Origin of the sequence: Xanthomonas sp. Leaf148, assembly GCF_001423585.1 — a bacterium.
Lineage (GTDB): Bacteria > Pseudomonadota > Gammaproteobacteria > Xanthomonadales > Xanthomonadaceae > Xanthomonas.
The window spans coordinates 273,676-286,561 of sequence record NZ_LMOP01000008.1 but is presented as its reverse complement, the minus strand read 5'-3'; the positions used below and the strand labels follow the sequence as shown (position 1 = coordinate 286,561).

General features: G+C 66.6%; 10 protein-coding genes and 1 other RNA gene. 3 read left to right on the top strand and 8 right to left on the bottom strand.

Translation table 11 applies throughout. The annotated features are described in order from the left end of the window. Positions 1-338: 338 nt before the first annotated feature. The 4 genes from dinG to aroE form a co-directional block, all read right to left on the bottom strand. Positions 339-2,474, bottom strand: a complete 2,136-nt coding sequence (dinG, locus tag ASF90_RS05895) for an ATP-dependent DNA helicase DinG (protein WP_055847169.1) — start codon at positions 2,472-2,474, stop codon at positions 339-341. A gap of 292 nt (positions 2,475-2,766) precedes the next feature. Beyond that, positions 2,767-2,994 (bottom strand): hypothetical protein, encoded by a 228-nt coding sequence (locus ASF90_RS05890; RefSeq protein WP_055847167.1) that lies wholly within the window; start codon positions 2,992-2,994, stop codon positions 2,767-2,769. Beyond that, entirely contained in the window at positions 2,991-3,344 is a 354-nt protein-coding gene (locus ASF90_RS05885; protein WP_055847164.1) for a hypothetical protein, read from the bottom strand. Before ASF90_RS05885 ends, ASF90_RS05890 begins: the two co-directional genes overlap by 4 nt. 10 nt (positions 3,345-3,354) lie before the next feature. Next, the gene (gene aroE, locus ASF90_RS05880; protein WP_055847161.1) at positions 3,355-4,206 is read right to left on the bottom strand and encodes a shikimate dehydrogenase; all 852 of its coding nucleotides are present in this window, start codon (positions 4,204-4,206) and stop codon (positions 3,355-3,357) included. A gap of 52 nt (positions 4,207-4,258) precedes the next feature. Between aroE and ASF90_RS05875 the strand changes: the two genes are divergently transcribed. Next, positions 4,259-5,140, top strand: coding sequence for a PD40 domain-containing protein (locus tag ASF90_RS05875; RefSeq protein WP_055850190.1), 882 nt, complete (start codon positions 4,259-4,261; stop codon positions 5,138-5,140). A gap of 645 nt (positions 5,141-5,785) precedes the next feature. On the opposite strand, the gene ASF90_RS05870 is transcribed toward ASF90_RS05875, so the two are convergent. From ASF90_RS05870 to ASF90_RS05860, 3 genes are all read right to left on the bottom strand, one after another. Then, on the bottom strand, positions 5,786-8,320 hold the full coding sequence (locus ASF90_RS05870) for a sulfite reductase flavoprotein subunit alpha (RefSeq protein WP_055847158.1): 2,535 nt from the start codon (positions 8,318-8,320) through the stop codon (positions 5,786-5,788). 374 nt (positions 8,321-8,694) lie between these two features. Next, positions 8,695-9,684: a porphobilinogen synthase gene (hemB, locus tag ASF90_RS05865; protein WP_055847157.1), complete on the bottom strand. Its 990-nt coding sequence runs from the start codon at positions 9,682-9,684 to the stop codon at positions 8,695-8,697. A 221-nt stretch (positions 9,685-9,905) separates the two neighbouring features. Next, the gene (locus ASF90_RS05860; protein ID WP_193552645.1) at positions 9,906-10,148 is read right to left on the bottom strand and encodes a hypothetical protein; all 243 of its coding nucleotides are present in this window, start codon (positions 10,146-10,148) and stop codon (positions 9,906-9,908) included. Positions 10,149-10,361: 213 nt separating this feature from the next. Here ASF90_RS05860 and ASF90_RS21605 point away from each other — a divergent pair. Both ASF90_RS21605 and ASF90_RS05855 read left to right on the top strand, forming a co-directional pair. Beyond that, positions 10,362-10,437: non-coding RNA, sX9 sRNA (locus ASF90_RS21605), on the top strand. A 59-nt stretch (positions 10,438-10,496) separates the two neighbouring features. Further along, positions 10,497-10,952: a hypothetical protein gene (locus tag ASF90_RS05855; protein WP_055847152.1), complete on the top strand. Its 456-nt coding sequence runs from the start codon at positions 10,497-10,499 to the stop codon at positions 10,950-10,952. A 76-nt stretch (positions 10,953-11,028) separates the two neighbouring features. On the opposite strand, the gene ASF90_RS05850 is transcribed toward ASF90_RS05855, so the two are convergent. Further along, on the bottom strand, positions 11,029-12,819 hold the full coding sequence (locus ASF90_RS05850) for a DUF885 domain-containing protein (RefSeq protein ID WP_055847147.1): 1,791 nt from the start codon (positions 12,817-12,819) through the stop codon (positions 11,029-11,031). Positions 12,820-12,886 lie beyond the last annotated feature (67 nt).

The window sequence follows — 12,886 nt, the reverse complement described above, 5'->3', positions numbered from 1 at the left end:
GTCTGTTTCAGCTTCAAGCGTCTCGTCTGCATTCGCATCGCATGACGTCACTACCGAAATACGTAGACCGATGCTGCACTGCAAGGCGATGCCATGCAAAAAAACACTGCATCTGCAGCAACCGATGCGATGCCTGGCAAGCAACTGCGCCCGCGTGCATGAGGTGACACAGGCTGCGCATGATCGCTCGCGGCGGCATGCCGGATGACGACGCTATCGTGCGTGGCAGTCGCTATGCAGTGCTCAAGTACAACCTTGTCGACCGAGACCGAGCGGTCGACATCGCTGATCGCTCGATATCACTGAGCGCTGCATTGGGAGGCCACGTGCCGATGCACTCAGCGCCCGATCACCCGCTTGAACGGCGGCAAAGCGTCGATGATGCGTTTGCCGTAGCGACGCGTCAGCAGGCGCGAGTCGAGAATGATGACGCGGCCGTGGTCGTTGGAGCTGCGGATCAGCCGCCCTGCAAACTGGGTGAGCGTGCGTAGCGCATGCGGAATCGCAATCAGGTTGAATGCATTGTGGCCGCGGCTTTCCAGCCACTCGCTCAAGGTCGAGGTCTGCGGGTCGGTCGGCACCGCGAATGGCACCTGGGTGATGACCACCGTGGTGCAGGCATCGCCGGGCAGGTCCAGGCCTTCGCCAAAAGAATTCAAACCGAACAACACCGAGCCTTCGCCAGCAGCAATACGGCGCATGTGTTCGGTGATCAATTGCGACTTGTTGCCTTCGCCCTGCACCAGCACACGGTTACGCTGCGCTAGCGGCATCAGGTCGGCGACCTTTTCCATCTTCCAGCGCGAGGTAAACAGCACGATGCTGCCCTTGGCGTTCCAATCCAGTTCGCGCACCAGATACTTCGCCACTTCCTTGGGATGCCCTTCGCGGTCGTCCGGGGTGACCGGAAAATTGGGCACGATCAGTTCGGCCTGATTGGGCAGGTCGAATGGCGAGGCCAGCGAGGCCATTTCGGCGTGATCGGGCAGGCCGTTGTCGATGGCGAAGGATTGGAAATCGCCACCGCCGGTGAGCGTGGCCGAGGTCATCACCACCGAATCCACTTCGTTCCAGATCATCGTGCGCAGCACTTGCGCGGCCGACACGGGAGAGCAGTGGCAGATCAGATCACCCTCGCGCGAGAGGGTGATCCAGCGCGCCATCGGCGGCTGGCCTTCCTTATCTTCGCGCCGCCAGCCGCTCCACAGATTGTGTTGCTGCTCGGCCATTTCCAGCGCCAGGCCCAGGTTGCGTTGCAGGCGTTCGCGTGCGGCATCGTCCTGCTTGCCCTTGGCGATCGCACTGTGCGCGGCATGCACCCAGTTGAACAGCGCGCGGGTTTCTTCGCCCAGTTCTTCGATGGCCGGGCCCCACTGCGGCGGCAACTTGCCGTTGGCGGCACGCCACAACGGATCGCGCTCGCCAGGCTCGGGCTTCCACACGCGCTCGACTTCAGCATGGAAGGCCTTGAGCAGTTTGGACACCCGCGCAGCCACCTCAATGGCTTCGTTGGGCAGCAGGTTGCCGACCTTGTCCTTGTCCACCGCGCGATACGCCGCGGCAATGAGAATCTGCATGCGGCCAGTGCGCTTGGCCATCTCGTCCAGCGGCAGATTGGCCGCGCCCTGGTCGATGGCCACGCCGGCGATGTGATGGCCTTCGTCGAGCACCAGCAACATGTCCGATGGCGGCGCGATCAGCGGCTGGCCGTTTTCGGCATCGCCCAGCGACAGCGAGGACAGCAGCAAGGCGTGGTTGGTGACCACGATCTGCGCTTCGCGCACATCGGTACGTGCCTTGAGCACCGGGCATTGCGCGGCATAACTGCAGCGGCGCCCCGCACAGCCGGAGGCGGGCGTGGTGATGCGCATGCGCAACGGCACCGAGACCTGCTCGGGGGCATCGTCCAGGTCGCCGCTCCAGGTGCGCGCGGCGTAGGCCTTGGCCAGCCGTTTGGCCAGATCGGCATCGACGGGGCTGAGCGGGCGATCGTAGAGCGCCTGCTCGTCTTCGAACATGGCGTTCTGGCTGGTGTCGCCTTCCAGCTCGGCGGCATTGCGCGTGCACAGATAGCGGGTGCGGCCCTTGGCCAGGGCGACGGTCGCTTCCAGGCCGGTGGCCTTGAGGAAGGCGGGGATATCGCGCTCCACCAGCTGCGACTGCAGCGCCACGGTGCCAGTGCTGATCACCAGCTTCTTTTTGGTCGCCAGGGCGATCGGCACGCCGGCGGTGAGATAGCCCAGGCTCTTGCCCACCCCGGTGGGCGCCTCGGCGATGCCGATGCCGCCGGAGGTGGCCAGCGCACGCGAGACCAGACCGATCATCTGACTCTGCGCGCGACGGGTGGCAAAACCGGGCGTATTGGCCTGCAGCTTGGCGTAAGCATCGCGGATGCCGGCCTTGATCGGGTCGGTCAGCACACGCTGGGCGGGGACGGGCGCGGACGGCGCAGCCGGTGGGGCAAGGTCACTCATCGCGCTATTTTCGCACGGACCGGCGCAGCGCCTGCGACCGATACGCGCGGCAGCTGAACCTGTTTGCCGGGTGCCGTTTCGCGGTTTGGGGACCGATGTCCGGAGCGGATGACACAAGCGCGCACATCAGCAGATGGCGGCGAATGCTGCACGCGGGATCTGCGTGCACGCTGCGCTTGCCGCTTTCGATCAACCCGGGTCCTTCTGGGCGCCACTCAGAGTTGCGTTGGCGGTGCTCGAAGACCGGCGACCGCCGCGGACACCCCACAGCTGGCCTCTGTGGAATGTTGGATCAACCGCGTCGCGGCCAGGCGTAGCGCGCCCAGACCACGCCGATCACGGCCATGGCCACGCCCATCGCCAGCATGCCGATGCCCACACCGGCCGGACCGAAGCGTTCGTACAGCAGTCCGCCCCGGTTGACGGTGGCCAGCGCCTGCGGATGCAGCAACGTCCAACCGCCCTGCCCTGCACAGATCAGCCCGACCAGAACGAGCGCCAACGCCTTGAGCGGGATCATGCGCGCGGACCCGCAGCAGGCGGCAGCCGTTGCAGGCTGCGCGCCAGGGTCCAGACCAGCACGCCGATGCCGACGCCTTGCACGGCGGTCAGTACGAAGCGGCCGACGCCCATCACCAGACCAATCTGGCGCACGTTGCCTTGCTGCAGCAACAGCATCGGAATCGCCTGCAAGGCCACCTCGGCCAGCACACAGCCCAGCAGCAGCCACAGCCCGGCCAACGCGGCACGCCGCAGCGGCCCGTGCGGGGCGCGCCACAGCAGCACCAGCCCCAGCAACAAGGCGATCAGCATCGGCACCCGCGACAGCAGGCTGGTGATCAGGCTGAGCAGGATGTCGGTGGTGGTCATGGGCAACGGCTCAGTCCGCGCTGACCAGCACGGCGTCGCGCGCGCGCAGCGCGGCATAGACCGGGTCGGTGTCCGGACGCACGCCATGCCACAACGCGAAACTTTCCGCGGCCTGCTCCACCAGCATGCCCAGGCCATCGATGGCGTAACGACAGTGCGCCGCGCGTGCCCAGGCCAGGAACGCGATGGCGGTTTCGCCGTAGTTGAGATCCACCGCGGCGGTCAGGCTGTTGACCAGGCCCAGCGGCAGTGAGAACGCACCGGCGTCGCGGTCGCGCCCGGCGGCAGTGGCGTTGACGATCAGTTCGAAGTCGCCCAGTTCGCGCAGGTCTTCGATGTAGCGCGACACCACCCGGCCGGGTTCGCCCAGCGCATCGCACAACGCGTCGGCGCGCTCGGGCGAGCGGTTCACCACCACCATCTCGGTGATGCCGGCATCCAGCAGCGCCGGTGCCACCCCGCGTGCGGCGCCGCCGGCGCCCAGCAGCAACACGCGACGACCGCGCAGATCCAGGCCGTGGCGATCGGTGAGGTCACGCACCAGGCCAACGCCGTCAGTGTTGTCGCCCTGCCATTGGCCATCGTTACGCACCAGCGTGTTCACCGCTCCGGCCAGCTGCGCGCGATCGCTCAGGCTGGCGGCCAGCGCAAAGGCGGCCTCCTTCAACGGCAGGGTGACGTTTGCGCCCTTGCCGCCTTCGTCGGCGAAGCGCTGCAGCGTGCTGGCGAACGCGTCCGGCGGCGCATCGATGGCGGTGTAGTCCAGCGCGATGCCGGTCTGCTTGCCGAAGTCGGCATGGATGGCCGGCGACAGCGAATGGGCGACAGGGTGACCGAACACGGCATAACGGGATACGGGCATGAAACGCTCTCTGGTTGACTAGACTGGGCGCGACTTGGAGCAGGAACACCGCATGCAACTTCGATGGACGCCGCTCGCGCTGGCGGCGAGTTTACTCTTCGTCCCGTCCGCGTCGGGACTTGCCGAGTTCGGCATCGAAGGCATGGGTGTGGTGTCCACGCCGGCCAACGAGGCGCACGCCACGCTCAGCCCGGACGGGCAGCGCATCGTCTGGGCCAGCGACCGCGCCGGCGGCGCCGGGGGTTGGGACCTGTGGCAGGCGCAGCTGCGCGGCGGGCGCTGGCAGGACGCGCAACCGCTGCCGCTCAACACCGCCCAGGACGAGATCACGCCGCTGTTCAGTGCCGATGGACGCTGGCTGTTGTTCGCCTCGTCGCGGCCCGGTGGCGCCGGTGGCAGCGATCTGTACCGCGTGCCGGTGGATGCGCAAGGCGGCCTGGGCGCGGTGCAATCACTGGGTGCGGCGATCAACAGCCGCGGCAACGAGCGCGCACCGAGCCTGTCGCTGGACTGCACGCGCCTGCTGTTCGCGAGCGATGGCCACGGCGGTGCCGGCGGCCTGGACGTGTTTGTGGCGCGCTGGGACGGCCGCGCGTTCACCGCGCCTGCCCCACTGCGCGACATCAATACCGCGGCCGACGAACTGGATGCGGCCTGGCTCGGCGACGGGCGTGGCCTGGTATGGGCGCGCGGTGCTGTCGATGGCCCCAGCCAGTTGCTGCTGGCCGCATGCAACAACGGGCACTACGCCCAGGGCCAGCCGTTGCCGCTGTCGTTCAACGGGCCGCAAGAGCGCACGTTTGCGGCGGTGGTGGATGCGTCCAAACCGGGCGAACTGCTGGTGACCGGCAGCGCACGTGCACCACGCGCGGGCCAGCTGGATCTCTACCGGATGAAGGTGCCGGCGGTGGAGGGCGATGCCAGCTGCCGCTGAGGGCGGATGGATGCGCGAAGTCAAACTAAGAGCCGCTGGCAAAGCACTTCGCGCTGGTCTATTTCAAAGCGGAGGATGTGGGTCTTCAATGCAGCGCAGCTGCGCTGCGGCTTGGTTGTGACTTGCGGCTTGATCGGCGGCGTGGCTGCAGGGCCCTTGCCCGGCCACCATCGCGGGACACGCTGCAAGTACGTCCTTGTAAGCTCTTACGCGGCATCCATGCCGCGTAAGGTCCCGCGACGGTAGCCGGGCAAGGACCAGTTGAGATGATCGGTGTGCATGGCTTTCAGCAAAACAATCAGCAAACTCTATGGTTCGGTGCTCTCGCCGCTTGCGGGACCGTGTGGCGGCATGGATGCCGCCACCGAGCCTCCAAGGACGGATTCACGGCGTGTCCCGCGAGCGGTGAGGGCGCCGCACACTCGACCAACCAGGCTTTGATATGTTGTTAGGGAAGCTCTGAACAACTCTTTCATAGGCTTCCGATCGACGCCTTGGACAGACTAAATCACGCGCAAGTGCTTGATTTTCAGCGACGGCGATTGTCGTGATCAGGCCAGATTGCAAATTTGTCTCGCTGGGTCATGAGTTATTCAGAGGTTCCTTAGCCCCTCCAAGGCTGCGACGCAGTGGTCATGACTGCGCTCAGTACACATCGCGCCGATAGCGGCCCGCTGCAGTCAGCGCGTCCACGCGGGTGTCGCCCAGCAGTTCGCGCAGCGTGACGTCGACCGCGCGCGCCATGCTGTCCAGGCTGCCGCAGACATGGATCACCGCACCGCGATCGATCCAGTGCCGTAGCGCGTCGCCGGCATCGCGCAATTGATGCTGCACGTAGCGCTTGTGCGGCTGATCGCGCGAGAACACCCAGTCCAGTTGTTGCAGATGACTGCTTGCCTGCCAGGCATGCAGTTCGTCGGCCAACAGCCGGTCGTGTGCGGCATTGCGTTCGCCGAACAGCAGCCAATGCCCGTGCACGTTGGCCAGCTCGGCCTCGCGCAACAAGGCGCGCAAACCGGCGATGCCGGTGCCGTTGCCGATCAACACCATCGGCGCCGCTTCGATGCGATGGAAGCCGGGATTGGTGCGCAGCCGCGCGCGCACTGCCGCCCCCATCGGCGCATGACAGATCAACCAGCCCGAGCCCAGCCCTGGACTGCCATCGCTACGGGTGGTCAGGCGCACCACCGCCGTGGCCACGCCATCGGCCGGCACGCTGGCCAGCGAGTAGTCGCGCGTGGGCAACCAGTCGCAGGCATCCAGCCAGGCCTGTGGATCCGGACACGGCGCGGGCGACGTCGCGGGCGCGGGCGGCAGCACACGCTCGGCAGCGGCCTGATGCAGCGGCAGCAACTGCGCATCGACATGCACCAACGCATCGGACGGCAGGCCCCACGCTGCCAGACACTCACGCACCTGCGCATCGGCGTGCGCAGGCTGCACTTCGAGGATATCGCCCGCCTGCCAGTGCGCCTCAAGCGGTGGCTGCAGGTCGATGCGCCAGATCGGCGCGCCCTCGCTGCCCGGGTTGAGATGGGTGCGCGACGACAGCGCCCACTGGCTCAGGCGCGGACGCGTCAGCGCAACCGCGGCCAGCGGCGCGCCGGCAATCTGCGCCAGCTGCGCATGCCATTGCGCCAGCGCCTGCGGATCGGCGTTGTCCATTTCCACGGTGGGAAACAACGCGCGTGCACTCTGCGCGTCCAACCACTGCTCGATACGCCGCGAAAACCCGCAAAACTGCGCATATTGGCGGTCGCCCAATGCCAGCACCGCGTAAGCCAGCTGCGGCAAGCCGATGCGTTGGCGCATCAGTTCGCGCTCGAACGCGCGCGCCGCATCCGGCGGCTCGCCATCGCCGAACGTGCTGATCACCAGCAAGGCGTGCCGGGTGGCCCGCAGTTGCTGCGCATCCACCTGCGCCAGCGCGCGCACCTGCACCGGCAGGCCGGCCGCTTGCAGATGCCCGGCCGCCTGCCAGGCCAGCCGTTCGGCAAAGCCGCTCTGGCTGGCGAAGGCGATCAACCACGGCTCGGCCTGCGAGGCCGGCGGTGCGCTCTGCAGCACCACGCGTGCGGCGCGCAACTCGCGCTTCTTGCGGCGGCGATCCAGGTACAGCATCCAGCCGCTGATGAAGAACACCGACATGCCGAGGCTCGCCAGCATCACCACGATGCGCCCCGGCAAGCCGAAGAAACTGCCCGAATGCAGCGGGAACATGCTCACCAGCCATTGCTGGCCGCGCGGCAGCCGCGCGTAATCCTGGCGCTGCAGCAAGGCGCCGCTGGCGGCGTCGATTTCCAGATTGTCGTAGGCGCGATCGTGGTCGGGCCGGTCCGGCAAAAACCGCACGCTCATTGGCTGCCCGGCACGGGTGGGCACCCGCAGATCCAGCGCGGCGTGATGGGTGCCCGGGAAACCGTCCAAGGTGCGCTGCACACGTGCGAAATTCACCGTCGCCGGCCGATGGTTGCCCCCGTCGCCGCGCATGGCCGGCTCCTTTCCGAGCAAGGCCACCATGCCGTCGCGGTACCAGTCGTACGACCAAGTCAGCCCGGTCAGCGCGACCAGCAGATAGACCAGCAGACACCAGGTGCCGAACACCGCGTGCAGGCTCCACAGAAAACTGCGCCCCTGCCGCCGCCATTCCACCACCCACCAGGTTCGCAGGCTCCACCAGCGCCGCGGCCAACGCAGATACAGCCCGGACGCGCAGAAAAACAGCAGGATCAAGGCGCACGCCCCGGTCACTGCCTGGCCGCGCTTACCCGCAGTCAGATTGCGGTGCAGGTCCTCGATGAACGCAAACGCCCCGCTCAGGCGCGGTGCGGCGACACGCGCGCCGGTGTAAGGATCGAAGTACACGCGCCCCCCGCCCTTGCCCGCCAGACGTGCAGTGGATGGCCGCGCGCCGGTGGGATCGATCAGCATGCGCGTCACCGCCTGCTGTTTTCCTGCGTCGCGCGGCAGCAAGTCGAGGCGCTGCAGCAACACATCCACCGGCAACACACGCTCGCCGGCCGCATGCCGCACCGCCAGCTGCGCGATGGCCGGGTTGGCCAGCCGCACGATTTCGTTCTCGAAGGACATCAGCGCGCCGGTCACGCCCATCACCGACAGCACCAGCCCGGCGGTGATGCCGAGCAGCCAGTGCAGTTGGAACAGAACCGTCTTGAACACGCGCGAACAACCTGAAGCAACAAGGCCCGCTATTGTAGATGAGAATCGTTATCGCAGCTGACGCACTTGGTTCGATCGCGGTTGCGTGGTCTCGTAGGCGGTCTGCCCGATGACGGCTCCTGCGCATCCGGATCAATGCTTAGTTGTCGGCCTGTGTTGTCAGGCCGGCGCCGTGCCAGGTGCGGGAGGTCGATCGCATGGCATCAGATCAATCGCTGCAGCGCGAAGCAGGCCGGGCTTACCGGTCCGTGCAAACACGCGGAAGATCCGAGCGAAACGATCGACGACCTGCTTCACTACATCGCATCCACCTGCAGCGGCATCCACGAAAGATGCCGCCACAGCGCCGCTCCACGCAGCACGTCTGGTTGCGCTCAGCCTTCGCGCAACCAGCGCGCCACTTGCGGCGCGAAGTACGTCAGCACGCCATCGGCGCCGGCGCGCTTGAAAGCCATCAACGCTTCCAGCACGCACTTGCGTTCGTCCAGCCAGCCGTTGGCGGCGGCCGCCTTGAGCATCGCGTACTCGCCGCTGACCTGGTACGCAAAGGTCGGCACGCGGAATTCTTCCTTCACCCGGCGCACCACATCCAGGTACGGCATGCCCGGCTTGACCATCACCATGTCCGCGCCTTCTTCCAGGTCCAGCGCGATCTCGCGCATGGCCTCGTCGCTGTTGGCCGGGTCCATCTGATAGGTGGTCTTGTCGGCCTTGCCCAGATTGCCGGCGCTGCCCACCGCATCGCGGAACGGGCCGTAGAACGCCGAGGCGTACTTGGCCGAATACGCCATGATGCGTACGTTGAGATGGTCGTCGGCATCGAGCGCGCGGCGGATCGCGCCGATGCGACCATCCATCATGTCCGAGGGCGAAATGATGTCCACCCCGGCCTGCGCATGCGACAGCGATTGCTTGACCAGCGCCTCGACGGTGATCTCGTTGAGCACATAGCCCTTGTGGTCGATGATGCCGTCCTGGCCGTGCGTGGTGTAAGGGTCCAGCGCCACGTCGGTCATGATCCCCAGCTCCGGGAAGCGCGATTTGAGCGCGCGCACCGCACGCTGCGCCAGACCGTCCGGATTCCAGGCTTCGGCGGCATCCAGACTCTTGCCCGCCGGGTCGATCACCGGGAACAGATCGATCACCGGAATGCCCAGTTCCAGCGCGTTTTCCGCCTCGCGCAGCAGCTCGTCCAGCGATAGCCGCTCCACGCCCGGCATCGAGGCGATGGTCGCGCGGCCGGATAACTCATGCACGAACACCGGCCAGATCAAATCATCGGTGGTCAGCGTGTTTTCGCGCATCAACCGACGCGAAAACGCATCGTGGCGCATGCGACGGGGGCGATAGTGCGGATGGGCCATGACACGGCTCCTTGAGATAGCGCGTCAGTTTACGCCCGCCATCGCGCGCGGGACGCGCTGCGACGCAGTGTCGCAGCGCTGCAACGGCATGGCACGCCGCTATCGGCGTGGCCTATCTGCAGGTCGGGCAGCGCTGCCAAGGCTGGGGATGCAAACCCTGCCCGATGCGTGCGTCGACAACCCCCGGCGCACATGTGCCTCGCCGCCTTGTCGAAAGCGGCCTAGATCACCCCGCCACCCAGGCTCAGGCGCATCACTCCAACCACGATCACCAGAGCATTGAGCAGCAAGCCGGTCTTGGCCCGGCCGCGGTTGCCGGCCGAGGTGAACAACAGCGCGATCGCCGCGATCAGCGCACCCACTGCCGCGAACGGAATCAGGAACCAGTTGCCCCATCCCAGCAATGGAATAAAGGCCAGCACCATCCACAGCAGCGCCACAATGCCCCAGAGCAGGCTGATCAATCCCACGTGCCACCTCGTCTATCGAAGAAACACCGAGCTTAACGGGGCGGCTGCCAAGACGCCGTGGGCGGGTGGTCACCCTGACCAATGGCGGCTTGGCAGCAGCCTCACATGGGCGTGGCTAGGGTGCGACGAGGCACGGAGCGATCCAGTGCGACTGACAAACCCATTGGGCAGCCGCCGCCAGGTGCCGCGGGGGGCGCTCGGTGCGGACTGGACCGCCCGTACACAGTGGCTCCTCCACGTCGCCAGCACCCATCTGACGGCGGTTTGTTACCTCGTGTTAGCCACTCTTCAGTCCGGGCGCCGGATCATCGCCGTCATCACCATCATTCAGGGGGCCACATCATGAACAGGCATTTCGTCGTCGGCGCTGCACTGGCCCTGCTGCTGGCCGGCTGCGCCAGCAGCTCCAAGGTGATGCTCGGCCAGGCGCGCGCGCCGATCGACCCCACCCAGGTGCAGGTCTATTCGCACGCACCGGTCGGCTCGATGGAGATCGCCCAGCTCGAATCCACCAGCGCCGCCGGCTTCGGCACCCAGGGCCAGACCGATGCCGCCGTGCAACGGCTCAAACGCGAAGCCGCCAAGCTCGGCGCCAACGGCGTGGTCATCGTCGGCGTCGGCTCCGAGCGCTCCGGCGGCGGCCTGTCGGTCGGCGGTGGCAGCTACGGCGGCCGCGTCGGCGGCGGTTTGGGGATCGGCATTCCGACCACGCAAAAGCGCGCGGCTGGGATGGCGATCTGGGTGCCGGCGGGGGCGGAAACCGGCGCCATGCCGGCCGCACCACCTCCAGCGCGCTAACCGTCCAACGGCTTTAAACAACGCAGGCATGAGGCGGCTGACGACCGCTGCCGCATGCCAGTGTTGCGCCTTGTGCTCAGCGCTTGTTCTGCTGCGCCGGAACGAACTGCGTCTCCACTGCCTTGGCCAGCTGGTCCGGCGGGAGCAGGCCCTGGTCGAGCAGGAAGTTGTTGAACGCCAGGCGGTCGAACTTCTTGCCTAGCGCCAGTTCGGTGCGCATGCGCAGTTCGAGGATGCGGGTGTACCCGTAGAAGTAACTGCCGGCCTGGCCGGGGGCGCGGACGGTGTAACGGTCCAGTTCCTGGCGGGTCATCGCCGGCGAAAGGCCGACGTCGTCTTCCAGTACCTGGCGGGCGCGTTCGCGGTCGATCAGGCCCAGGTTGAGCATGGGGTCGAGCATGGCGCGGGCGGCGCGCAGCAGGCGGAACTGCAGGGCGATCAGCTGCCCGTCGAGCGGCTCGTACGGGACCATTTCGGCTTCGGCATACAGCGCCCAGCCTTCGACGTTGACCGAGTTGAACGCGAACATGCTGCGCGCCAGCGAGACGCCGCGTTCGACCATGGCGGTGAACTGCAGTTCGTGGCCAGGGCGGCCTTCGTGCGCGCTGAGCGTCCAGGCGGCCGAGCCGAAGTTGAAGTCGTCGTACTGCTCCTTCTTGGCGCCGTCGGCGGTCGGGTTGCCCAACGGCAGCACGAACTGGCCTTGCTGACCGGTATTGCCGATCAGCGGTGCCGGCAGGAAGTGCGGTGCCGGTTGCGCAGCGCTTTCGGCGGCACTGCCCAGGCGCATCTGCATCGGGCGGTTGGGCACATCGACGATGCGCTGCTGACGAATGATCGGGTCGATCTGGTCGATCACGCCGCGGTAGTAGGTTTCCAGCTGGTCGTCGGCGATGGTGTTGCCCTTGAGCGCACGGATCACCTGCACATAATCGCTACCCTGCACGCCCTTGGCCTTGGCCACCAGCGGGGCGAGCTGGCGCATGGCTGAGCGCGTTTCCATGAATTCCAGCTGCGCGCGCTGGATCAGCACCTGCGGGGCGATATCGATGCCGACCTGCTTGAGCTGGAACGCATACAGCGGCTCGGGCAGACGGGTGTCCTTACGCGCCTTGGGCAGCACGTTGGTGCGGGTCCAGCTGGCGTAATCCTTGAGCTGGGTGGACATGGCCTTGAGCGCTTCGTCGGTGCCAGCGATCTTGTACTTGGCGAACAACTCGCCGATGCCTGCGACGTAGGTGTCCACGTTGGCCAGCGCCTGTTCCACTTCGCGCTGGGTGGGCTGCAGCAACGCCTTGTTGCTCAGCTTTTCCTCGTAGCGCTGGCGCGCTAGCGTGGTGGTGGGCGTGCTCCCCGGCACCAGGCCGACATAACGCTTGAGGCGGTCCAGCGCTTTGGCGCGGCGCTCGGGCACAGTCTGGTCGGACAGCAGACCGTTGAGACCACTGAAGACCGCCTCAGGCGCGTCGCTCCAGGGCAACAGATAACGCTCGTTGAGCTCGCTGCCTTCGATGTTCTGCTCGGCAGCGCCGATCATGATCTGCAGGTCCTGGCGCACGTTGGCATCGCGCTCGGTGGCGAGCTTGGTTTGCAGCGTGGCGCGCGCCTTGCGCATGGCATCGCGATAACGCGCGGCGTTGTCCGGCCCCAGGTCGACAACCTGATCGTCGTAGCCGGGCACACCGAAGAAGCTGGCGTATTCGGGCTGGAACGGCGCCTGCGCGTTGAGCAGAATCTGCGCATAGCCGTTGCTGGTCTGCACCCAGGCCGGGCTGGCGGGTTGTGTGGGCGCGGTCTTGCCCGTCTGTGCCTGCAACGGCAACGAAGAACCGAGCGCCAGCGCAACGGCGAGAACGAGTGGCTTCATGAGGCAGATCCGCAAATTGAGTAGCGCGACCCTACGCATCTGCGGCGGCGGCAGCAATCCGCCTTAA

Bases quoted from the DNA above. Each gene is read 5' to 3' on its own strand.
- dinG (WP_055847169.1), bottom strand. From the start codon at position 2,474: ATGAGTGACCTTGCCCCACCGGCTGCGCCGTCCGCGCCCGTCCCCGCC.
- ASF90_RS05890 (WP_055847167.1), bottom strand. From the start codon at position 2,994: ATGATCCCGCTCAAGGCGTTGGCGCTCGTTCTGGTCGGGCTGATCTGT.
- ASF90_RS05885 (WP_055847164.1), bottom strand. From the start codon at position 3,344: ATGACCACCACCGACATCCTGCTCAGCCTGATCACCAGCCTGCTGTCG.
- aroE (WP_055847161.1), bottom strand. From the start codon at position 4,206: ATGCCCGTATCCCGTTATGCCGTGTTCGGTCACCCTGTCGCCCATTCG.
- ASF90_RS05875 (WP_055850190.1), top strand. From the start codon at position 4,259: ATGCAACTTCGATGGACGCCGCTCGCGCTGGCGGCGAGTTTACTCTTC.
- hemB (WP_055847157.1), bottom strand. From the start codon at position 9,684: ATGGCCCATCCGCACTATCGCCCCCGTCGCATGCGCCACGATGCGTTT.
- ASF90_RS05855 (WP_055847152.1), top strand. From the start codon at position 10,497: ATGAACAGGCATTTCGTCGTCGGCGCTGCACTGGCCCTGCTGCTGGCC.
- ASF90_RS05850 (WP_055847147.1), bottom strand. From the start codon at position 12,819: ATGAAGCCACTCGTTCTCGCCGTTGCGCTGGCGCTCGGTTCTTCGTTG.